At 58.0% G+C, this 21,790-nt stretch carries 23 protein-coding genes; 6 read left to right on the forward strand and 17 right to left on the reverse strand.

From position 1 onward, the window contains the following. Positions 1-16: 16 nt before the first annotated feature. From IFU29_RS01870 to glsB, 10 genes are all read right to left on the reverse strand, one after another. Positions 17-649 carry a methionine ABC transporter permease gene (locus IFU29_RS01870; RefSeq protein WP_194710611.1) on the reverse strand — a complete coding sequence of 211 codons (633 nt, stop codon included), beginning with the start codon at positions 647-649 and terminating at the stop codon, positions 17-19. 23 nt (positions 650-672) lie between these two features. Further along, positions 673-1,464, reverse strand: a complete 792-nt coding sequence (locus tag IFU29_RS01875; protein WP_191932415.1) for a methionine ABC transporter ATP-binding protein — start codon at positions 1,462-1,464, stop codon at positions 673-675. Position 1,465: 1 nt separating this feature from the next. After that, the gene (locus IFU29_RS01880; RefSeq protein ID WP_191932416.1) at positions 1,466-2,272 is read right to left on the reverse strand and encodes a MetQ/NlpA family ABC transporter substrate-binding protein; all 807 of its coding nucleotides are present in this window, start codon (positions 2,270-2,272) and stop codon (positions 1,466-1,468) included. Positions 2,273-2,285: 13 nt separating this feature from the next. Continuing rightward, positions 2,286-3,314 carry an isopenicillin N synthase family dioxygenase gene (locus IFU29_RS01885; RefSeq protein WP_191932417.1) on the reverse strand — a complete coding sequence of 343 codons (1,029 nt, stop codon included), beginning with the start codon at positions 3,312-3,314 and terminating at the stop codon, positions 2,286-2,288. Between the two features lie 341 nt (positions 3,315-3,655). Then, positions 3,656-4,000 (reverse strand): helix-turn-helix domain-containing protein, encoded by a 345-nt coding sequence (locus IFU29_RS01890; RefSeq protein ID WP_062743218.1) that lies wholly within the window; start codon positions 3,998-4,000, stop codon positions 3,656-3,658. Between the two features lie 257 nt (positions 4,001-4,257). Beyond that, the gene (locus IFU29_RS01895; RefSeq protein ID WP_191932418.1) at positions 4,258-4,713 is read right to left on the reverse strand and encodes an RrF2 family transcriptional regulator; all 456 of its coding nucleotides are present in this window, start codon (positions 4,711-4,713) and stop codon (positions 4,258-4,260) included. 204 nt (positions 4,714-4,917) lie between these two features. Further along, a complete protein-coding gene (locus IFU29_RS01900; protein WP_191932419.1) occupies positions 4,918-5,796 on the reverse strand; it encodes an NAD(P)-binding domain-containing protein in 879 nt (292 codons plus the stop codon). Positions 5,797-5,905: 109 nt separating this feature from the next. Beyond that, complete coding sequence (locus IFU29_RS22630; RefSeq protein ID WP_274604274.1) at positions 5,906-6,028, reverse strand: hypothetical protein; 123 nt, start codon at positions 6,026-6,028, stop codon at positions 5,906-5,908. Continuing rightward, positions 6,025-6,198 carry a hypothetical protein gene (locus tag IFU29_RS01905; RefSeq protein ID WP_191932420.1) on the reverse strand — a complete coding sequence of 58 codons (174 nt, stop codon included), beginning with the start codon at positions 6,196-6,198 and terminating at the stop codon, positions 6,025-6,027. The genes IFU29_RS22630 and IFU29_RS01905 overlap by 4 nt, the downstream gene beginning before the upstream one ends. A gap of 143 nt (positions 6,199-6,341) precedes the next feature. Then, the gene (glsB, locus tag IFU29_RS01910) at positions 6,342-7,265 is read right to left on the reverse strand and encodes a glutaminase B (RefSeq protein ID WP_191932421.1); all 924 of its coding nucleotides are present in this window, start codon (positions 7,263-7,265) and stop codon (positions 6,342-6,344) included. A gap of 284 nt (positions 7,266-7,549) precedes the next feature. Here glsB and IFU29_RS01915 point away from each other — a divergent pair, with 284 nt between their 5' ends. After that, positions 7,550-8,734, forward strand: coding sequence for a sugar transporter (locus IFU29_RS01915; RefSeq protein WP_062743214.1), 1,185 nt, complete (start codon positions 7,550-7,552; stop codon positions 8,732-8,734). 48 nt (positions 8,735-8,782) lie between these two features. On the opposite strand, the gene rhaM is transcribed toward IFU29_RS01915, so the two are convergent. From rhaM to rhaB, 4 genes are read right to left on the reverse strand one after another with little or no spacing between them, the layout of a single operon-like run. Further along, complete coding sequence (gene rhaM, locus IFU29_RS01920; RefSeq protein ID WP_191932422.1) at positions 8,783-9,097, reverse strand: L-rhamnose mutarotase; 315 nt, start codon at positions 9,095-9,097, stop codon at positions 8,783-8,785. Continuing rightward, on the reverse strand, positions 9,087-9,929 hold the full coding sequence (gene rhaD, locus IFU29_RS01925; RefSeq protein WP_191932423.1) for a rhamnulose-1-phosphate aldolase: 843 nt from the start codon (positions 9,927-9,929) through the stop codon (positions 9,087-9,089). The genes rhaM and rhaD overlap by 11 nt, the downstream gene beginning before the upstream one ends. A 9-nt stretch (positions 9,930-9,938) precedes the next feature. Beyond that, on the reverse strand, positions 9,939-11,195 hold the full coding sequence (locus IFU29_RS01930; RefSeq protein WP_191932424.1) for an L-rhamnose isomerase: 1,257 nt from the start codon (positions 11,193-11,195) through the stop codon (positions 9,939-9,941). Next, entirely contained in the window at positions 11,192-12,664 is a 1,473-nt protein-coding gene (gene rhaB / locus IFU29_RS01935) for a rhamnulokinase (RefSeq protein ID WP_191932425.1), read from the reverse strand. Before rhaB ends, IFU29_RS01930 begins: the two co-directional genes overlap by 4 nt. A 298-nt stretch (positions 12,665-12,962) precedes the next feature. On the opposite strand from rhaB, the gene rhaS reads away from it, so the two are divergent. Together rhaS and rhaR are read left to right on the forward strand one after the other, a co-directional pair. Next, positions 12,963-13,787: an HTH-type transcriptional activator RhaS gene (gene rhaS / locus IFU29_RS01940; protein ID WP_191932426.1), complete on the forward strand. Its 825-nt coding sequence runs from the start codon at positions 12,963-12,965 to the stop codon at positions 13,785-13,787. 11 nt (positions 13,788-13,798) lie between these two features. After that, complete coding sequence (rhaR, locus tag IFU29_RS01945; RefSeq protein ID WP_191932427.1) at positions 13,799-14,659, forward strand: HTH-type transcriptional activator RhaR; 861 nt, start codon at positions 13,799-13,801, stop codon at positions 14,657-14,659. Positions 14,660-14,721: 62 nt separating this feature from the next. Here the strand turns inward: rhaR and rhaT are convergent, their stop codons facing one another. Then, positions 14,722-15,756, reverse strand: a complete 1,035-nt coding sequence (gene rhaT / locus IFU29_RS01950) for an L-rhamnose/proton symporter RhaT (protein ID WP_191932428.1) — start codon at positions 15,754-15,756, stop codon at positions 14,722-14,724. On the opposite strand from rhaT, the gene IFU29_RS01955 reads away from it, so the two are divergent. From IFU29_RS01955 to IFU29_RS01965, 3 genes are all read left to right on the forward strand, one after another. Further along, positions 15,743-16,045, forward strand: coding sequence for a hypothetical protein (locus IFU29_RS01955; protein ID WP_191932429.1), 303 nt, complete (start codon positions 15,743-15,745; stop codon positions 16,043-16,045). The two genes, rhaT and IFU29_RS01955, sit on opposite strands and share 14 nt — an antisense overlap. 93 nt (positions 16,046-16,138) lie before the next feature. Continuing rightward, complete coding sequence (aldA, locus tag IFU29_RS01960) at positions 16,139-17,578, forward strand: aldehyde dehydrogenase (RefSeq protein ID WP_191932430.1); 1,440 nt, start codon at positions 16,139-16,141, stop codon at positions 17,576-17,578. A gap of 154 nt (positions 17,579-17,732) precedes the next feature. Further along, positions 17,733-18,686: a sulfonate ABC transporter substrate-binding protein gene (locus tag IFU29_RS01965; RefSeq protein WP_191932431.1), complete on the forward strand. Its 954-nt coding sequence runs from the start codon at positions 17,733-17,735 to the stop codon at positions 18,684-18,686. Positions 18,687-18,724: 38 nt separating this feature from the next. On the opposite strand, the gene bla is transcribed toward IFU29_RS01965, so the two are convergent. Then, positions 18,725-19,606 carry a class A beta-lactamase gene (gene bla / locus IFU29_RS01970; RefSeq protein WP_191932432.1) on the reverse strand — a complete coding sequence of 294 codons (882 nt, stop codon included), beginning with the start codon at positions 19,604-19,606 and terminating at the stop codon, positions 18,725-18,727. Positions 19,607-19,628: 22 nt separating this feature from the next. Next, positions 19,629-21,773, reverse strand: coding sequence for a peptidyl-dipeptidase Dcp (dcp, locus tag IFU29_RS01975; protein WP_191932433.1), 2,145 nt, complete (start codon positions 21,771-21,773; stop codon positions 19,629-19,631). Positions 21,774-21,790: the final 17 nt, after the last annotated feature.

Consider the following 21,790-nt stretch of genomic DNA (forward strand, 5'->3'; position numbering starts at 1 on the left):
CGGGATTTTTGCTGAATTAACGGCGATGAGCCAGACGCCGCACGAGCCGGTCACCGGCCATCTGAACCCCCTGCACCATCAGTACCAGCATCACCACGGTCGCGATCATGACCGGCTGATTAAAGCGCTGGTAACCGTAGCGGATCGCCAGATCCCCCAACCCACCGCCACCGATCACTCCGGCCATGGATGAAAAGCCAATCAGCATCACCAGCGTCAGCGTCATCCCGGCCAGCAGGGCCGGCAGCGCTTCCGGCAGCAGCACCTTACTGACCACATGCCAGCCACTGCCGCCCATGGACTCCATCGCTTCAATGCGGCCTTTTGGCACCTCATCCAGCGCGTTTTCAACGATACGGGCAAAAAACGGGATAGCCCCCAGCGCAATCGGCACCACGGCAGCACTGCTGCCGAGCGTCGTACCGACTATCAGGCGGGTTAACGGGATCAGGGCGATAAGCAGCACCACAAACGGCAGTGAACGTCCGATATTGACGGCAGTTCCCAGCACGGCATTAAGACGCGGTAACGGTAAAATGCCGTCGTGACGGGCCACTTTCAGTAGCACCCCCAGCGGCAGACCAATAAGCAGCGTAAACAGACCGGCCAGGGAAACCATATACAGGGTTTCCAGCGTGGCCGCCGACATCAGCGACCAGAGTTCATCCAGATTCAGGCTACCGCGCACAGTTCACCTCCGTGAATACCGTGACGCTGCAGGAAACGCCGTTCAGCGGCAGGGTCGTGAAGCAGTGCGTTGCGCAATACTGAGTCCGGCTGACGCAGCAGGGTACTCAGCGCCCCGCTCTCGACGATCCTGCCCCCCTCCAGCAGCGCAGCGCGATCGCAGATCGCCTTCACCACTTCCAGCTGATGGGTGATCATCACGATGGTTAGTCCGAACTGCTGATTAATCTCCTGCAACAACGCCAGCACCGAGGCGGTGGTCTCGACATCCAGCGCGCTGGTGGCCTCATCGCACAGCAGGTAGTCCGGCCTGGCCGCCAGCGCACGGGCAATGCCCACGCGCTGCTGCTGTCCCCCGGAAAGCTGGGAGGGAAACGCCTCCGCTTTATCACTCAGCCCCACCAGGGCCAGTAACTCAGCTACGCGCGCCTGCCGCACGGCGGATTTCATCCCGGCTATTTCCAGCGGTACGGCCACGTTTCCCGCCACGCTGCGCGAATGCAACAGGTTAAAATGCTGGAAGATCATACCGCTACGCAGCCGCTGCCGGCGCAGAGCCGACTGACTCAACCCGGTAATATCCTGGCCGTCGACACGGACCTGCCCGGCGTCCGGCCGTTCAAGCAGATTAAGGCAGCGGATCAGGGTGCTCTTTCCCGCCCCGCTGCGGCCGAGAATGCCAAAAATCGAGCCGTCCGGTATGGTCAGCGAAACATTATCCAGCGCCGGGGGCTGGTCCGGATGATAGCGGCGGGTGACATTCTCAATCTCAATCATCTTATTGCCCTGTCACCGGGATCACCGAGCCTTTATAGGTCTGCTGAATGTACTCAGCGACCTGCTTCGACTGGAGATCTTTAGCCAGCTGTATGATACGGGGGTCGTTCGCCAGTTTCGGCGTAGTGACCAGAATATTGGCGTACGGGTTATTTTTGGCTGACTCCAGCCCCAGCGCGTCTTTTGCCGGATTAAGCCCCGCTTCCAGCGCATAGTTACCGTTAATAACGGCCAGATCGACATCGTCCAACGCCCGGGGGATCTGCGGGGATTCCACTTCCAGGATCTTCAGCTGCTTAGGATTGGTGGCAATATCTTTCGGCGTGGCCTGGTCTTTTGCCGGGTCACTGAACCCTGGTTTCAGCGTGATCAGCCCCTGGCTTTGCAGCAGATAGAGGGCGCGGCTGAGGTTGGTAACATTGTTTGGTACCGCCACGGTGCCCTTCTCCGGCACATCCTTCAGGCTTTTCACTTTACGTGAGTAGATCCCCAGCGGTTCAATATGTACCGTGGCCGCGACGGTAAACGTCTGTCCCAGGGCTTTCTCCTGATCGCGCAGGTAAGGCACGTGCTGGAAGTAGTTGGCGTCCACGTCCCCGTGTGCCAGCAGCTCGTTGGCGTTGATGCCGCTGGTCAGCTCAATGATTTTAATATCCAGCGAGGGGTCGATTTTCTTCACGTAGTTAAGAATTTCAGCGTGCGGGACGGCATCGGCCGCCACGCGAAGGGGTTGCGCCGCCTGAGCGGAAAAAGCCAGCGTCAGTGATAACGCGATCCCTGCCAGAGAAAATGAAGCCTGAGGTGTCATGGTGTTTCCTTGTTTAAGCCGTATGTTGAGGTTGTTGTTGTAATTCCTGATACCAGCGGGCTGCCACGTCAGGATGGGAGCGCAGCCGGCCTTTGAGATAGTTCCAGCCGACATCGCGCAGCAGCGGATTGAGCGGGTCACTGGCCGGGCCCTGTGCCAGCCGGGCAATCTCTTCCGGCAGCGTAAAGACCGGCACGACGGCGTCCAGCTGTGCGCCAAGGAAAAACGCAATGGACAGGCGATCCTGGTCGTTGGGCGGTGACACCACGCGGTGCACGGTAGCGCGCAGGTAACCATTGCTGGCCAGCTCCAGCAGCTCACCAATATTCACCACAAATGCCCCCTGCAGCGGCAGCGCATCCACCCAGCGATCCGGCTCGACCTCCACCTGTAATCCGCGCTGCTGATCCTGTAACAGGAAGCTGAGGAAGCCGGAGTCTTTGTGTGCGCCGACGCCCTGACGGGTGGTTTCTGTGGTCTGCCCGGGATAGCGGATCAGCTTGATATGCTCGTTAGGCTTTTCACCATAAAGCGAATCAAAGGCATCCGGCGCCAGTTCCAGCGCCTGAGCAAAAGCGCGCAGCAGCCGCTGGGACATGGTGGTCATTTCCTGCTGCCAGTGCAGCAGCGTCGGTTTGAGTTCGGGTAAAGCTTCAGGCCACAGATTCGGCCCCTGCAGGCGTTTCCAGCCCGCCTCCCCCTTTTGCAACGGCAGTGCGGGACGTTCCGCACCAATATCAAACTGTTCACGCCAGTCTGGCTGACTGCGTGTTACCTCGGAACCCGCCCGGTTATAACCACGAAAATGCGGCGAGTGGATCATCGATACCCGCTGCTTGTCGTCCTCCGGCAGTGCAAAAAACTGGCGTGACAGCTGCTGTACGCGTGCCGACAGCTGTTCATCTACCCCGTGATTAATCAGATAGAAAAAGCCCACGTCGCGCGCCGACCGGCTGAGCTTTTGCAAAAAGGCCTTCTGCTGTGCGGCATCACCGTCGAGCTGGGCGAAATCAAGGATCGGTAATGAGGTAATCTGGCTCATGGAAACTCCGTAACAGGGTTTATGACACGCGGCGAAACGTCGGGCGGTCAGGGCGAGCGGCAGGCGCTCCGGCTGATAGAGGGAATATTCCGTTTTTTGCGCGGCAGGTAAAATATCAATAGTGGCAAAGGTTGGCACAATCGCAGATAAGGTCAGTCTGCAATTCTAAATGCGGGAATGTTATTTTCTTTTGGCGCGGAAAGCGCTCAGAGTACGGAGAGGATCTGACCGTAATGCTGGACGGGCGGCATGGCGGGTTAAGAAATGAAAAGCAACAGCGTTGCCTGGCTGGCGCGGATGGATACTTTCATACCCACCCACGCCACAGGGGAATGCGTCTGTCAGGCCGCGTGCGCGGCGATCTGAACCTGACGACGCCATGCCCCCGGAGACTGGCCAAACTGACGCTTAAAGCTGCGGTTGAAGGATTGCTGGGAGTCAAAGCCAAAGCTGATCGCCACGTCCAGAATCGGCTCACCGCCCCGTGCGAGGCGTTCAGCGGATTTTTTCAGACGGCGTTCACGAATATATTCACCCAGCGCGTAGCCGGTGTGCTGTTTAAACATGCGTTGCAGGTGCCACTTGGAATAGCCAGCGCGTGCGGACACGGTGTCTAAATCCATTTTCCCTTCAATGTGCGTATCGATCCACATTACGAGATCGTTAATAAAATCATCATGGCTCATCGGACTTCCCCTGAATTGATTAAGGCAATAATGTCATTAGTGTGCAGTCGTTCTGACTGAGCAGGTGGCTACTAAAGAGCAACTGTAACGAATGCACTTAATAACGGTAAGACAGCCACCGTTATAATGCAAGTTTTATTGTTGCATTAAGTGCGATCGCCGGAAGGGTAAAGGAACGGACGGGCACCGCTGTCGGGAGAGATTAAGGGAGGCTATTTCCCCCGCGCACCGCGGGCACAGGGGAAATCAGGGGGTATTCAGGAGGCGCAGCGCTGATCGGGGTGAAGGTCGTTACGCTGCATAATTTCACGCAGGGCATCGGCGACGGTACGTCGGGCGAGCACATCAAGCGACGCCTGTTCGGCTTCTTTGGCCAGCTGTTTAAAGTACCAGCAGGCATTGGCGCTAACGACACAGAGTGCCGGAACGTCCGGGCGACCGGCCATCAGCGGCTTATCTTCTATCACTGAGGTGTAGATATCGCACAGCGTTATCTGGTCTGCCGGGCGGCCAAGGCGCGTTGTGCCGCAGCGGCCGAGTGTCGAGACGATAATGCCGTCACGCGTCAGTGGCACCATCATCTTGCGCACGAAGCTGGGATTAGCATCCAGGCCATCGGCGAGAATTTTACTGGTGCAGCGCAGTCCCTCGCTATCCGCCTTAGCGATACACAGCACCATTTGCATGGCGGTAGGAAAACGAATATCAAGCATGATGTGATCCTTGCTTTTTTCGGCTCATCAGAGAACGAATCACTACAATAAAAAGCATTAAAAATCAGTCAACTATAAAATACATGAGTTTGATAATATAACAAACTTAGATACAATTTTGAAGACGCCCACTAAGCAGTACGGGCTATTGGGCCTATCATGATGATTTGCAGGGAATTATAAACGGCACCCTGCCCGCCTCTTTTACGCTTTATTCTGCTGATCCTGCAGATAGCGATAGACAACCGACAGATCTTTGTCACCGTATCCTGCCTCTACCGCCTCCTGCCACTGTGTGGCAATGGTTTGCAGCACGGGCATGGTGCTGTCGCCCGCCGCATCCAGCGCCAGCCGTGCGTCTTTCAGCGCCCAAGTCAGCTGCATCTGCGCCGGATACTCCCCGTCGGTAATCATGGCCAGTTTGCCTTTTACATAGGGAGCAGCCAGCGGCCCACCTTCCAGCACCTGCCAGAAATCATCGGGGGTAAATCCTAACTGATGCGCCAGCTGGGTGCTTTCCGCCACGCCCTGCATCATCGAAACCAGCCAGGCGTTCGCCACCAGTTTCATCTTTGAACCGGCACCTGCCGCGCCCAGCCACGTTGCTCTTTTGGCAATCGCCGCAAAAACGGGTTCAATGGCGGTCGCGCGCTGACGATCGCCGCTGGCCAGCACGAGGATCTGTGCCTGTTCAGCCGGGGCTTTGGTGCCGGATACGGGCGCATCCAGCAGCACTACGTCCGGGCGTGTATGCTGAACGCAGTCGATAAGCTGTTGCGTGGCGTCTATGCCGATGGTGCCCATCTGGCACAGTACGGCAGACGGCCGGAGCTGCGGCAGGATCGACTCACAGGTGGACAACGTGGTCGCTCCGTCGGAGAGCATGATCAGAACCACCTCCGCCTCTGCCACGGCCTCACTGGCGCTGTCACACATCATCAGGCCCGCAGGGATCAGGTCTTCACCACGCTGACGCGTGCGGTTCCAGCCGTAGACTCGGAAGTTATTTTTCAGAAGATTGGCAGCAAAGGCGTGGCCCATCGCGCCCAGACCGAGCACGGCGACCGTAGGAAGTGACGTCACAGGTTGTCTCCCTGGTGAAGGTGTATAAACGCAACGCGCACGCGTCGCAGGAACCTAACCAGGGTAGCTTAATCTGCACGCTTAGAACAGCCTGCCCTGCCACAGGGCATTATTTTGTCGACGGCGTGTCATCGTAGGAGTAAAGCGCGGGAAGGGGCTGGGTGATCACACCCAGCGCGGTGACTACCAGCATGATCGCGGCGGCGATCAGTAAAAGTCGGACGTTCATCATACGACTAGCTGCGCCTCCACCTGCTGGGCGGGCGTAAAGCGCATCCGGTTTCCGCTGGTGGTCCAGACTTCAATGCTCTGCGGGGTGCTGCGTATCATCGCCAGTTTAACCAGCATGCCAAACTGACGCAGTTGATGATTAAGCGTTAACTGCCGTGCCGGAATTGTCATTTTTTACCCTCTCAGGTTCTGCTGCTGTGCGAATAGTTATTTTTCTCCGCGAAATATTAGCAGTTTGTGCTGGGTAATTATTTGACGTAGATCAATTATTACTTACGGAAATTGATTTCCTGCCGGCATCAGGCCGTTAGTCACTAAAAAATCGATCGCCCGATGCGCTCGGCCAGACGCTCCAGCGCCGCTGTACCCGCTAAAGAGTTGCCCGACGTATCCAGTTCTGGCGACCAGACGGCGATACTCATCTCACCCGGCACCACGGCAATGATCCCGCCGCCTACCCCGGACTTACCGGGCATTCCGACACGCCATGCGAACTCCCCGGCCCCGTCATACATGCCGCTGGTGACCATCAGGGCGTTGATCTGACGGGTCTGTTTTGGCGACAATATCACGTCATCCTGCCCCGGTCCTTTGCCATGATTGGCAAGATAGAGGAAACAGCGAGCCAGTTCCACGCAGCTCAGCGTCATTGAGCAGTAATGGAAATAGGTTTGCAGCACTGTTGGCACGTCGTTGTCGAAATTGCCAAAGGATTTCATCAGCCAGGCGATGGAGGCATTGCGGGCGGAATGATCGAACTCGGAACGCGCGACGTGGCGGTCATAGGCGATTTCAGGCTCCTGCACCAGACCCCTGACCACTTCCAGCATACGCTGCCGGGGAGCGGTCAGGCGGGTTTCCAGCATATCGCATACGACCAGCGCCCCGGCGTTGATAAAGGGATTTCGCGGTTTCCCCTGTTCCAGCTCCAGCTGTAACAGCGAGTTGAACGGCTGACCGGACGGTTCTTTGCCGACCCGCTGCCAGATTTCACTGTCCTGATAACGCGTCAGTGCCAGCGTCAGCGACAGCACCTTGGAAATGGACTGTATAGAAAAGCGTTCCTCTGCGTCCCCCGCCTGATAAACGGTGCCGTCGAGCATACAGACCGCGATGCCGAGCCGGTCTGCGGACACATCCGCCAGCGCCGGGATGTAATCAGCCACCTTCCCCTGCCCGATTAACGGGCGAACCTGATCGAGGATCTCACTCAACAACGCATTGTCCAGAACACTCACGTTAACCTTTCCTCTGCCGCTGGCCTGATGGTTTCATTTCCCGGGCGATTCTGCGGCCTGGCCGCAGCGGCGTCAATTATTGACAGGAAGAAGGTGTGAGTTTTTTTACATAATTTTAACGACTGAAATATAACGGCAGCATAACGCCCGTTTATATAAAAATTCTGATTTACAATTTTGTGGATTTTTTTATTTCATCTGGCGGGTAAATAAAAGACAATATCCGGCGTTATTCTTTTACCTGACTTTCAGGTTAACATTCCCTCAACACGTCGTTAACTTCAATGCAATCAACTACTGTTTCCCGTAAGACCGCATGGCTACGCGTGGTAATGCTCGCTATTGGTGCGTTTATTTTTAATACCACGGAGTTTGTTCCGGTCGGCCTGCTTTCCGATATCGGCAGCAGTTTTTCCATGCCCACGGCACAGGTCGGCCTGATGCTGACCATTTATGCCTGGGTGGTGGCATTAATGTCGCTGCCGATGATGCTGTTGACGCGTAATATTGAACGCCGGCTGTTGTTGATTGTGATCTTTGTGCTGTTTATTGCCAGCCACGCACTCTCTTCCGTCGCCTGGGACTTCACCACGTTAGTGGTGTCGCGCATCGGCATCGCCTTTTCACATGCTGTTTTCTGGTCGATCACGGCCTCACTGGCGATCCGCGTCGCTCCACCGGGGAAAAAAACCCAGGCGCTGAGTATGCTGGCGACCGGCACCGCGCTGGCGATGGTGCTCGGCCTGCCGATTGGTCGCATGATCGGCCAGCTGCTCGGCTGGCGCATCACCTTTGCCGTTATTGGTGCAGTGGCGCTGGTCACCATGCTGCTGCTGGTGAAGTTGCTGCCTAAGCTGCCCAGCGAACATACCGGGTCGCTGAAAAGCGTGCCGATGCTGTTCCGTCGCCCGGCCCTGGTCGCCCTGTATATTTTGATTGCGGTGACCGTGACCGCGCACTACACCGCTTACAGCTATATTGAGCCGTTTATTCAGAGCGTCGCCGCCCTGAGCGGTGGCTTCACCACGTTCCTGCTGCTCATTTTCGGCGCGGCAGGGATTGTCGGCAGCGTGCTGTTCAGTATTTACGGCAATAAATATCCGGCGACATTTTTACTCGGGGCCATTGCGCTGATTACCCTGTCGATGCTGTCGCTGTATTTATCCGCCACCCATACGCTGGCCATTTCCACCTTGTGCATTATCTGGGGGATGGCGATGATGATCATTGGCCTGGCGGTCCAGGTGCGCGTGCTGGCGCTGGCACCGGATGCGACGGATGTGGCTATGTCACTGCTGTCGGGGATTTATAATATTGGTATCGGCGCGGGCGCGCTGTTGGGCAATCAGGTGAGTCTGCATCTGAATATGGCCAGCGTAGGCTATGTCGGCGGTGCGATCGGCACCCTGGCGTTGCTGTGGTGTGCGTGGAGTATGAAGCGTTATCCGCAGTTGCGGTTAAATGGTTAACAACCGGAAAGGGCCGATCGGCAATGCGATCGGCCCCCTGCTGTCACCTCAGTCCAGATAAAATACCGGGGTCAGCGCCTGACTCACCGGGCTGTGGTCCTCATTCGACGGCATCAGTTCGCTCATTGACTGCCACCATCGCTGGCACACCTCTGTTTTCGCCACCGCATTCCAGCGCGCTTCTGACTCGATTTCCACGACGGCAAACAGCAGACTGCGCGGCGCATCCAGAAAAATGCTGTAGTGGTGCGCGCCGTGCGCTTTCAGCGTCTCTGCCAGCTCAGGCCAGATCGGATTGTGGCGCTGCTGATACGCCTGATGTTTGTCAGGATGTACCTGCATCACAAAAGCCTTACGCAACATGATTATGCTTCGCTTCCAGCGCGGCGCGCCAGGGTTTGACGCCAAAACGTTCGCCGAGCGCGATCAGTTCATCGGTGGTAATGCTCTGCCTCATGCCCCCCATCGACAGCACTTTTACCACCACTTCAGAGGACTTTTCGGCGGTATCTATCAGACCAAAGGTTTCATCAAGCGTCGGCCCTGCACCGAAAATGCCGTGGAACGGCCACATTACCAGTGAGTGTGACTGCATTTTTTCTGCAGTCGCGCGGCCAATACCGTCAGTGCCCGGCACCATCCACGGCACAATACCGACGCCGTCCGGGAACACCACCAGACACTCGGTACTGCCCTCCCAGAGCAGGCGGGTAAAGCGGGCAGAGTCCAACTCGACTACATAGCTGAGCGCCATAAAATTCGTGGCATGGCAGTGCATAATCACCCGGTCTGCGCCGTCGGTTAGCTGCTTACGCACGCTGTGCGACTGGAAGTGTGAAGCCAGCTCCGACGTCGGTACGCCGCCGTGGGTCAGGCCCCAGTGAATGGTGAACGCCCGCCCGTCCTCACTGACGCGCAGCAACACCAGACAGTCAGCCGGGTCCAGCTGCACGTTACGGAAAAACTTCCCTGAGCCGGTGACCAGGAACCAGTCATTGGCCAGCAGGGGCGCGGGCTGACTCAGCTCAAGGGTACGCGGATTGCGGTCAAAATCAGCGGCAAAGGGCTGGACTTCCTCATCCAGCAGGCGCAATGAGACATTTCCGCCGTTGCGTTCGTCCCAGCCCTTCAGCCACATATCGGTTGTTGCTTTTACCATTCCCTGGACAAACCAGGCGTTGAGAATCTGATGCATAGAGTTACCTTAACGTTGGCTGAGGATCTGTTGTTCGTACTGGCGGACTTCGCCTAACCAGCTGGCCCCGGCGGGCACTTCGTGGCGCAGGCACCAGGCCTCCCACACGGCCTGCCACGGCAGGGACTTTTGCTCTTCAAGCAGCGCCAGACGTGCGGTGTAGTCACCGTCGTTTTCCAGCGTTTTCAGTGTATCAACCGGTTCAAGCAGGGCGCGCAGCAGGGCTTTTTTGGCGTTACGCGTGCCGATCACCCAGGCCGCAATGCGGTTGATTGAAGCATCGAAGAAGTCGAGACCAATGTGTACTTTATCGAACAGGCGCTGACGCACGATTTCACTGGCAATCGCCTGCGTTTCATCATCGAGCAGCACGACATGGTCGCTGTCCCAGCGAACCGGGCGACTGACGTGCAGCAGCAGGCGCGGCACGTAGAGCATGGCGGTGGAGATCTTATCCGAGATCACTTCGGTCGGATGGAAATGCCCGGCGTCCAGCGTCAGCGCCGTCTGGCGGCTGGCAGCATAGCCAAGACAGAATTCGTTGGAGCCGACGGTATAGCTTTCCGCGCCGATGCCGAACAGCTTGCTCTCTACCGCATCGATATGGTGTGCCGGATCCAGTTTTTCGCGGATCACCTCATCCAGAGAGTCCATCAGGCGCTGGCGCGGCGCCAGACGATCGACGGTCACATCTTTCATACCGTCCGGCACCCAGATATTCATCACCGAGGGCGATCCGAGCTGTTCACCAAACCAGGCGGATACCTTTCGGCTTGCCTGACAGTGTTCGATCCAGAACTGGCGGATCTCCGCATTGCTGTGGGCCAGGGTAAAACCGTCAGCACTCAGCTCATGGGAAAAACAGCTGGGGTTGAAGTCCAGACCCAGCTGCCGGTCGCGGGCCCACGCTACCCACCCAGAAAAATGGTGCGGCTTGATTTCATTGCGTTTTACCGCCTGCTCGCTTTCCAGATAGATAGCGTGCAGGTTCAGCCGTTTTGGCCCGGGGATCAGTGACATCGCCAGATCGAGATCGGCGCGCAGCTCTGCCACATTGCGTGCGCGACCGGGATAGTTACCGGTGGCCTGAATACCGCCGGTCAGCGCGCCCTGGGGATTTTCAAAACCGCGCACGTCGTCCCCCTGCCAGCAGTGCATCGACACCGGTAGCTGGTCGAGCTGCGCCAGCGCGGCGTCCACGTCTACGCCGATATCGGCAAAGCGCTGTTTCGCCAGGGCGAAAGCCTGTTCAATGGCCTGAGTCATATACAAAGCTCCTTTACAGAATGGGTCAGTGACTGAAAACGCGGCAGATGACGGCGAAATACGTCACTGCCGTGAGAGTCATAACGGGTAAGCGGGAAATGCTGTGCCAGCTGCTGGCGGAAAGCCGTGACATCAGCGACGGCACCGGCGGCGATCATCTGGCTGCCGACGTTGCCGAGCGTGGAGGCTTCCACCGGCCCGGCAAACACCGGAATGCCACAGGCATCGGCACACAGCTGGTTAAGAAACGGGTTCTGGCTGCCGCCGCCGACGATGTGCAACTGGCTGAAGCGTGTTCCCCGTACCTGTTCCAGCTCCAGCAGCACCTGGTGGTAACAAAAGGCCAGGCTGTCAAAGATGCAGCGGGCCAGTTCTGCCGGTGTCGAGGGCACTGGCATACGCTGCCCGGCACAGGCGTCCTGAATCTCACGCACCATGCTGGCGGGGTTAATGAAGCGATCGTCGTTGGGGTTGATCAGCCAGCGGCAGGCGGGTTGCTGCTGTGCTTCTGCGATCAGCGGGCAGAGGTCGCTGACGGCCAGTTCGTTACACACGCGTTGTAACAGCCACAGGCCCATAATATTCTTCAGCACCCGAAAGCGCCCTTCAGCCCCGCCTTCGTTGGTGATATTCGCTTCCAGTGCCCCCGGGCCGGTACAGGGCTTGAGGCTCTCAAAGCCCATTAATGACCAGGTACCGGAGCTGAGATAGGCCGCATTGTCGCCGGTCAGCGGTGTGGCCAGCACGGCACTGGCGGTATCATGGGTGGCAACGGCCACCACCGGGATGGCCTTACCCGCTGGACTGTTCCAGACCCCCACTCCCTGGCCTGGCTGCGAGGGCTGGCCAAACCAGGCCGGATCCGCCCCGCTCCAGCGCAGCAGCTCCGTGTCCCAGTCGCCACTGCTGATATTCAGCATTTGCGTCGTGGTAGCGTTGGTGTACTCCCAGTTGAGTACGCCGGTCAGCCGGTAATGAAGATAATCTGGGATCATCAGTGCATGGGCGACCCGATCAGTCCCGGTCGCCCCATCACGGCACAGCGCCCGCAGCTGATACAGTGTATTGAACGGCAGGAACTGAATGCCGGTTCGCTGATAAATCTGCTCCTGGCCCAGTTCACGGCAGGCCTGGGCCATCAGCCCGTGCGTACGATCGTCACGGTAAGCGACCGGCAGCCCGACCCGGTTCCCCTCCGCATCCAGCAGCACAAAATCCACCGCCCAGGTATCAATACCGATGCTTTCCGGCACGATGCCCTGCGCGTCAATTTTTTCCAGCGCGGCAAGGATAAACCCTTCCAGGGCGTCAATATCCCAGCACTGGCGATGCTGAACGGTGATCAGCTGATTGGTGCAGCGGCTGACTTCGCTAAGGGTGATAGCTCCGCTCTGTGAGTCATGCTGCGCCAGCATAACGCGGCCGCTGGATGCGCCAAGATCAATGGCAACAAAGTGACGAAGGCTCATGTGATGGCTTCCTGATGATTCGATGTCACCAGTGTAAAAGAGCCTGTTTTCGCTACCTTCTTACTACTGCCAGCGGGACCGGCGGGCTGGCAGGATGGCAAAGATGAACGTGAAGTAAATCACAGTTTGGCATCGATGGGGCCGGTGAGGCAGATGTGATGCTGCCCGCATTTCTGACGCATTCCCGCTTTTTCTTGAAAAAATCACCGGGATAGCGCGATTCCCGGTCAAAAATTCAAGGTGTCGTTTTACGCTGCTGCGTAGACTCTGTTACCTGAATGTTAAAGAGGAAACGATCATGACCGTGCTGCACAGCGTTGATTTCTTCCCGACAGGGCATTTCCCCGTCGCCATTGAACCCCGTGCGCCGCAGGGCGTGTTTCCTGAACACTATCATGATGATTTTCATGAAATCGTCATTGTTGAGCAGGGGGCAGGCATTCATGTGTTTAACGGGCAGTCGCAGCCGTTATGCAGCGGCTGTGTCTGTTTTGTCCGCAGCCATGATCGCCACTTGTATGAGCAAACCGAGAATCTGTGCCTGACAAACGTGCTGTATCGCGGGCCGGAGTCGTTCCGTTTTCTGGCGGGGCTGGAACATCTGTTGCCCCAGGAGCAGGACGGCCACTACCCTTCCCACTGGCGCATCGGCAATAAGGTACTGGCCCAGGCCAGGCAGCTGCTCGACCACCTTGTGCAGCCGCCGCTGAATGACAGCCTCAGCAGTCAGGCGGAACAGGAGATGTATTTCATGCGCCTGCTGGTCCTGCTGCGTCAGGGATGCAGTGCTGCGGACAGTGACGATCAGGACAGCCGCCTGCGTGGTCTGCTGGACTGGCTGGCGGATCACTACAGTGAGGACGTTGACTGGGAAGGCCTGGCTGACCGCTTCTCACTTTCACTGCGCACGCTGCATCGCCAGTTAAAACATCAGACCGGCAGTACGCCCCAGCGCTACCTTAACCGCCTGCGGCTGCTGGAGGCCCGTCATCTGCTGCGCCACAGCGAAATGCGCGTTACCGATATTGCGTTTCACTGTGGTTTTGGTGACAGCAATCACTTTTCTACGCTGTTCAAGCGTGAGTTTGGCTGTTCTCCCCGTACACTGCGACAACATAACTGATGAGGTGATCCGTGACTGCTCTCCTTCGGCTGGCAAAAGCTGACTATTTACCGTCTGAACAAATGCCCGTTGCGGTGGCTGAACGTACCTCACAACCCTCCTTCCCGCCTCACGTTCACGAATTCAATGAGATTGTGCTGGTGTGGCGCGGGAATGGCCTGCATGTGATGAATGATCGGCCCTGGCTGGTCACCTGCGGCGACATCTTCTATCTGAATGCCGATGACTGTCACAGCTATGAGTCGGTCAATGAGCTGGCGCTGGATAATATTATTTACTGCCCGGAGCGCTTTCAGCTGAGTCTGGACTGGTCGCAGCTGCTGCCCCCGCCCGAGTCCGCCGCATGGCGGTTAACCACGCGGGGGATGGCGCTGGCACGCGGCGTGATCCAGCAGCTGGAACAGGAGAGCCGCAAAAGCGACGTGCTGTCGCGTCAGCTGACGGAAGCGCTGTTTTTACAGCTGGCGCTGGTGTTGCAGCGCCATCGCTATGCGTCCGATCGCGCCTGGCAGATGCCGGAGGGGGAACAGCTCGATCTGCTGATGGCGGCCATTCAGGGGCAGATAGCGGTGCCTTTCGACCTCGCCACCTTCTGCGAACAGCATCAGCTGGCCGAGCGGGCGCTAAAACAGCTGTTCCGCCAGCAGACCGGGATGACTGTCGGTCATTACCTCCGCCAGCTGCAGCTGTGCCAGGCGAAGCACCTGCTGCGAACCAGTGACGGTCTGATTGGCGAAGTGGCTTCCCGCTGCGGCTTCGATGACAGCAACTATTTCTCGGTGGTGTTTACCCGCGAGACCGGCATGACACCCAGCGCATGGCGCCAGCAGTTTGTTCGTCCGCCTTCCCTCGCCCGCCACGAAAAAGCCTGATGCGCAGCATGCACAAGGGCTGACCGCCTGGCCAGCCCCTGACTGCTACCCTGACGTTGCCGTCAGGAAACCATTCCCAGACCAACAATATTCGCTGCCAGGATAATCACAAAGCAGCCGACGCTCAGCACGCGCACCGGCTGACGTCCGACGTTGTTCCACTCTTTCAGTATCAACCCCACCAGGCCGCCACACAGCACATAGAAGCTCATATGCAGCATCCAGCTGACGAAGTCGTACTGTGCCGGAATTCGTGCATGGCCCCAGGCATAGAAGAAGAACTGCAGATACCACATGGTACCGCCCAGCAGGGAGAGCGCAATATTGGCCATCAGCACCGACTTCACCACGGAGAAATCGGCCTTGACTGACAGGTCTGATCGGGTGGCCAGCCGGACAAAACAGAAGCCAAGGTTAACCAGCGCACCGCCGCCCATGATCACCACATAGCTTGGCAGTGCCACATACAACGGGTCGATACCCAGCGCCGCAGCGGCGTCGTGCATGGGTTTGGCGGCATCCATGGCGAATGACATGCCGGCGGAGAAGATCCCGCACATCACCGCCAGCACCAGCCCTTTTTTCAGATTGAACTCTTCTGCGGTGATGCCCATGGCCCGCTCTTTTAACAGCCCGGCACGGGAGACAATCGCCACGCCCGCCAGGGCGACCAGCACCCCCAGAAGGGTCATCCGGCCTCCCGCAGAGCTGAACAGCTCAACGAAACGCCCCTGCAGAAGCGGGGTCATCAGCGTACCGACGACCAGAGTGATACCGATAGCAATGCCAATACCCATCGACATACCGAGATAACGCATGGTCAGGCCATAGTTGATATTTCCGATCCCCCACATTGCGCCGAACAGGAAGACCGGCATCAGCTGGGCAAGGGTAAATGAACTGTAGTAGGCCCAGAAGTTGGGCAGCAGGATGGCGCTGACCGCCCAGGGGAGCACGATCCACGACATGATCCCCCCCACTGACCACATGGTTTCCCATGACCAGTGACGAACTTTTTTAAAGGGTGCGTAAAAGCAGGCAGCACTGGCGGCCCCGACCAGATGCCACAAAATACCGGAGACGATGGCTTCATTCATTTTTTGTTTTCCTTCGTTGTTGTTTGCCCTGATGACGAAGGAGTCTACGGAGAATGCGTACCGTTCAACCTTACGCTGGCTGCCCCACTGGCAGCAAATCTGGCAAAATTCAGCGCCTTCCACCGACCACGATCACAAATCACCGATCTCAGCGCTGGCCACCCGTCATGGCGTGATTTTCGCTAAGCCGCTCATATTCAACACTAAATCTCAAAAATGCCAGATGCGACACGGGGTTCTTGCGGATTTTGCCAGCCAGCTCTCATTGATGGCAGCCAGATCAAGGTGATTGCGGCCCGGCTGTTGCACCGTTTCAGGCCTGCAACAGCCTTTATGCTGTCCGTTAACAACCCTGTAAAAATCATGTCACGGAGAAGCTGCCATGAACCCAGTTCAGCAACAGATGTACATCAACGGTGAATTTGTCGAAAACCGCGCCGATCGCTGGATCGAGGTGATCAACCCGGCGACGGAAGCCCTGCTGTCGCGTATTCCCGAAGGCAGTGCTGACGATGCACAGCGGGCCATTGATGCCGCTGCGGCTGCCCAGCCCGGCTGGGAAGCGCTGCCCGCCATCGAGCGCGGTCACTGGCTGCAGAAAATCGCTCAGGGCGTGCGTCAGCGTGCCGACGAACTGACGGCTGTCATTGTCGCGGAAGGCGGTAAAACGCAGGAACTGGCCAAAACCGAGGTCTTTTTCACCGCTGACTACCTGGACTATATGGCCGGATGGGCCCGCCGCTACGAGGGCGAGATTGTCCAGAGCGACCGCCCGCAGGAAAATATTCTGGTCTTTAAGAAAGCCATTGGCGTGACCACCGGCATCCTGCCGTGGAACTTCCCGTTCTTCCTGATCGCCCGTAAGGCCGCTCCGGCCCTGCTGACTGGCAATACGATAGTGATAAAACCCAGTGAACTGACGCCGAACAACGCGATCATATTCGCACAGATTGTGCACGACATCGGTCTGCCTGCTGGGGTGTTTAACCTGGTGACGGGCTATGGCCCGGTGGTAGGCCATGCGCTGGCGGCCAGCCCGAAAGTCGGCCTGGTCAGCCTGACCGGCAGCGTAGGGGCCGGTGTTGCTACCATGCAGGCGGTGGCAAACAACATCACTAAAGTCTCGCTGGAGTTAGGCGGTAAAGCTCCGGCGATTATTATGAACGATGCCGATCTCGATCTGGCCGTCAGGGCAGTTGTTGCCTCGCGGATGATCAATACCGGGCAGGTATGTAACTGCGCCGAGCGCCTGTATGTGCAGGACGGAGTGTACGATGAGGTGGTTGAGCGCATGAGCGCAGCCTTTAAAAAAGTCACCTGGGGTGATCCTGCAACGCAGAAAGGACTGGATATGGGCCCGCTGATCACAGCGGCCGCCCTGCAGCGCGTAGAGCAGAAAGTGGCGGATGCCGTCGCTGCGGGCGCGACCATCGTCACCGGCGGCAGACGGGCGGGCACCACCGGTTTCTTCTTCGAACCGACCCTGCTCACCAACGTAGAGCAGCAGATGGACATTATGCAGGACGAGACATTTGGCCCGGTTCTTCCGGTGATGAAATTTAGTACGCTAGATGAAGCCATCGCGCTGGCCAACGACAGCGACTACGGCCTGACCTCCTCTATTTTCACCCGCAACCTCAACACGGCGATGCTGGCACTGAAGCAGCTTAAGTTTGGTGAAACCTACGTCAACCGTGAGCATTTCGAAGCGATGCAGGGGTTCCATGCAGGCTGGCGTAAGTCCGGCATTGGCGGTGCCGATGGCCGTCACGGGCTGGAAGAGTATCTGCAAACCCACGTCGCCTATCTGCAGTATCAGTAAGCACCGTTGCCGCACGGATTGAGGCTTTCCTCACTCCGTGCGACAGACAAGCGCGTTATCCGCTCTGCGCATATCGTTATCATAACTCCTCGTTAAGCCTCTCCCAGGCATTTTGTTATGTTTTCCCATTGCTCTTATCTCCTGGGGAAATAACATGAAAAAAGCACGCTTAAGCGGTCTGATCGCCGCCATCGTTACTGCGACCACCCTGTCGGCTGCGGCCGCAGAATCTGTGCCAAAAACCATTAACATCGGCTATCAAAAGGCCAATATTTTCGCCCTGCTGAAATACCGCGGCACCCTGGACGAAAAGTTTAAAAAGCAGGGTATTGCCGTGCGCTGGGTGGAGTTTCCCGCCGGGCCACAAATGCTGGAGGGGCTGAACGTAGGTAGCATCGATCTGGCGGCAACCGGGGATGCACCGCCGGTCTTTGCTCAGGCGGCCCAGGCTGATCTGGTCTATCTGGCCCACTCCCCGGCGAATCCCAAAACCGAGGCTATTGTGGTGCCGGAAAACTCGCCCGTTAAAAACGTGGCTGACCTGAAAGGGAAACGCGTGGCGCTGAATAAAGGCTCTGACGTGAACTACCTGCTGGTCAGCGCACTGGAAGATGCCGGACTGAGCTACAGGGACATTACCCCGGTATACCTTCCGCCGGCGGATGCCCGTGCGGCGTTTCAGCGCGGTGCGGTGGATGCGTGGGTGATCTGGGACCCGTACTACGCCGAAGTGCAAACCCGTGCCAACGCGCGCCTGGTCAAAAATGCGGAAGGCCTGGTACCGCACTACACCTTCTACCTTGCCAGTCGCAAGTTTGCCGACCGCTGGCCGCAGACGGCAAAGCAGGTGGTGGATGAGTTGGGTACCCTGAGTGACTGGGCTAATGCTCACCCGGCGCAGGCGGCCGGGATCCTGTCGGCATCCACCGGTCTGCCGCAGCCCATCTGGCAGCGGGCGCTGGCCAGAATGCCCTATGGTGCGGAGCGGATGACGCCGGAAGTGTTTAAGCAGCAGCAGGCACTGGCCAATAAATTTACCCAGATTGGGCTGCTGCCGGTGAAAGTGAATGTCAGTTCAGCGACCTGGTCGCTGGATAAATCACGCTGATCGCGGGCCGCCCGGCTGAAGCGGGTGACCCTTAACGATCAGATAAAGGATTTCAGTGCAATGCTGGCGGCTTTCGCCAGCACGTCCTGACGACTCTGCTCCTCCGGGGCATGCTGGGTAAAGTAGATAGAAAGGATCAGCGGAGCCTTGCCCGGAGGCCAGAGGATAGCGACATCGTTGGTTGTGCCATAGCCCCCGCTACCAGTCTTATCCCCGATTTCCCAGCTAGCAGGCAGCGCCGCAGCAATGGCGTTTTTACCCGTGGTGTTCCCCTTCAGCCAGGCGATCAGTTGCTGTCGCTGGGCAGTCTGTAATCCCGACTTCACCAACAGCTGCTGCACGCTATGCGACATATGCAGCGGCGTGGTGGTGTCACGCGGATCGCCCGGGATGGCGGTGTTGAGCGTCGGTTCATTACGGTCGAGCTGCGTGACACTGTCACCTAAAGATCGGGCCAGCCGCGTTACCGATGAGGGTCCTCCCAGCAGCGTCAGCAGCACGTTGGCCGCCAGGTTGTCACTGTATTGCAGCGCGGCCGCACACAGATCGCTGACGGTCATCCCCTGCGGATGCTTCGCCGTTACTGGCATATAGCTCAGATGATCTGCGGGTGTCCAGTGCAGGGTTTGTTGCATCAGGGCGGGCTGCGACTCGCTGCGTTTTAAAACGGCAGCGACCAGCAGCAGTTTAAAGGTGCTGCACAGCGGGAAGCGTTCGTCGCCGCGATAGCTCCACGCCTGCTGGCTGGCGCTGTCGATCAGGGCCAGCCCGATGCGGCCGTTCACCTCTGTTTCCAGTGCGGCAAGCTGCCGCTGCAGCGAATCACTGGCTGCAAATACGTTCAATGGCATCAGCGAGGCGGTCAGCGCCAGCGCCGCACCCGCCACCAGCAGCTGGCGGCGTTGCAGTAAAATCGTCATAGAATTCCTTTCAGCGAAAGATTTATTTCAGGCCACGGTTGTGCAGCATCGGCTCAATCACCGGGTCGTGACCGCGCCAGTCGTGATAGAGCTGCTGCAGATCTTCACTGTTACCGCGCGACAGAATGTTATCACGAAAACGCTGGCCGTTTTCCCGCGTCAGGCCGCCGTGCTCCTCAAACCAGGTAAACCCGTCGTCGGCCAGCATCTCGGTCCACAGATAGGCATAATACCCGGCGGCATAGCCGTTCCCCCAGATATGCTGGAAATAGCTGGAGCGATAACGCGGCGGTACGGCCGCCAGACGGATGTGCTCTTTTTCCAGCGCGCCCTGCTCAAAGGTATCCACCTGCTGTAGCGGCTCTCCCTCGCGCAGGCTGTGCCAGTGCAGATCGAGCAGTGCTGCCGCCAGCAATTCGCTCATGTCATAGCCTTTGTTAAAAGTGCTGGCACGCAGCATTTTATCGCGCAGTGCCGCAGGCATCGGTTCCCCGCTCTGGTAATGGCGGGCGAAATGACTGAACACCTGAGGATAACTGGCCCAGTGCTCGTTAAACTGTGACGGAAACTCCACAAAGTCGCGCGGAGTTTCGGTGCCGGAGAGGCTCGGATAGCGCTGGTCGGCGAACATACCGTGCAGCGCATGGCCGAACTCGTGGAACATCGTGATCACATCGTCCCAGGAGAGCAGCGCGGGCTGCCCGGCAACAGGTTTGCTGAAGTTGGCCACGTTGTAGATCACCGGACGGGTGCCCAGCAGCGTTGATTGCTCAACAAAGTTGCCCATCCAGGCGCCGCCGCCTTTGTTATCACGCTTAAACCAGTCGGCATAGAACAGCGCCAGCGGGCTGCCATCCTTATCCAGCACTTCATATACCTTCACATCCGGGTGATACACCGGCAGGTCTGGCCGTGGTTTAAAGGTAATGCCGTACAGCTGTGTAGCCGCATAAAACACGCCATTTTCCAGCACGTTATTCAGCTCAAAGAAGGGTTTGATCTGCGATTCATCCAGATCGTACTTCGCTCGTCTCACCTGTTCAGCGTAGAAAAGCCAGTCCCAGGGTTGCAGCGTAAATCCGCCCTTCTGCCGGTCAATCACCGCCTGAATATCCCCTGCTTCACGCTGTGCCCGGGCGGTAGCCGCCGGCACAATCTGCCGCATAAAATCAAGGGCGGCCTGGGGGGTTTTTGCCATCTGATCCTGCAGTTTCCACGCGGCGTAGCTGTCATAGCCCAGCAGTTTTGCCTGCTTTGCGCGCACCTGTGCCAGTCGCGCAATCAGTTCCCGGGTATCATTACCGTCCCCTTTTTCGGCACGGGTCCAGCTGGCGGTGAACAGTTTTTCACGCGCGCTGCGGTCGCTCATCGCCTGCAGATCGGGCTGCTGGGTGGTGTTCTGTAAGGCCAGTAGCCACTGATTTTTCAGGCCGCGTGCCTCAGCCGCCCCGGCAGCGGCAGCGATATCCGCCTCGCTCAGACCGGCCAGCGCCTGCGCATCGGTAAACAGCACGCCGCCGGACTTGGTGGCTGCCAGCAGGCGATTGGTAAAGCGGGTGCCGAGCGTGGCTGACTCCTGATTCAGGGCTTTCAGTTCGGTTTTTTCTGTCTCACTCAGGCGCGCACCGTCCAGCACAAATGCCTGCCAGGTCACTTCCACCAGGCGCAGCGATTCCGCGTCGAGGCCTGACTGCTGACGCTGCTGATACACCTTATCCAGCCGCGCAAACAGCCTGCCGTTCAGTTTAATATCATCGTCCAGCGCGGCCAGCTTCGGTGACATCTCTTCATCCAGCGCCTGGAGTTCATCGCTGGTATTGGCCGAGGTCATGGCGCTGAAGACGTTATTTACCCGCCGCAGGCTCTGTCCACTCTGCTCCAGCGCCTGGTAGGTGTTTTCAAACGTCGGAGGGGCGGGATTATCCGCAATGCGGGCAATCTCTTCACGCTTCTGCGCCATCGCCGCCGTTAGCGCCGGACGGTAATCCCCGGCAGAGATACGGTCAAAGGGCGGAGCCTGGAAAGGCAGTGGGCTGGCGTGACTGAAGGGATTATTCTGCTGCGATGCCATGTGGCGACTCTCCTTTTGCGACTCTGCCGCCAGCGCGGTTTGTGCGCTGGCGGTCAGGGCCAGACTGATAGCCCAGACTAACGGTGCGATCCTCATTTCTTTGCTCCCATTCC

Source organism: Erwinia persicina (assembly GCF_014838825.1).
In the GTDB taxonomy this organism is placed as follows: domain Bacteria; phylum Pseudomonadota; class Gammaproteobacteria; order Enterobacterales; family Enterobacteriaceae; genus Erwinia; species Erwinia persicina_A.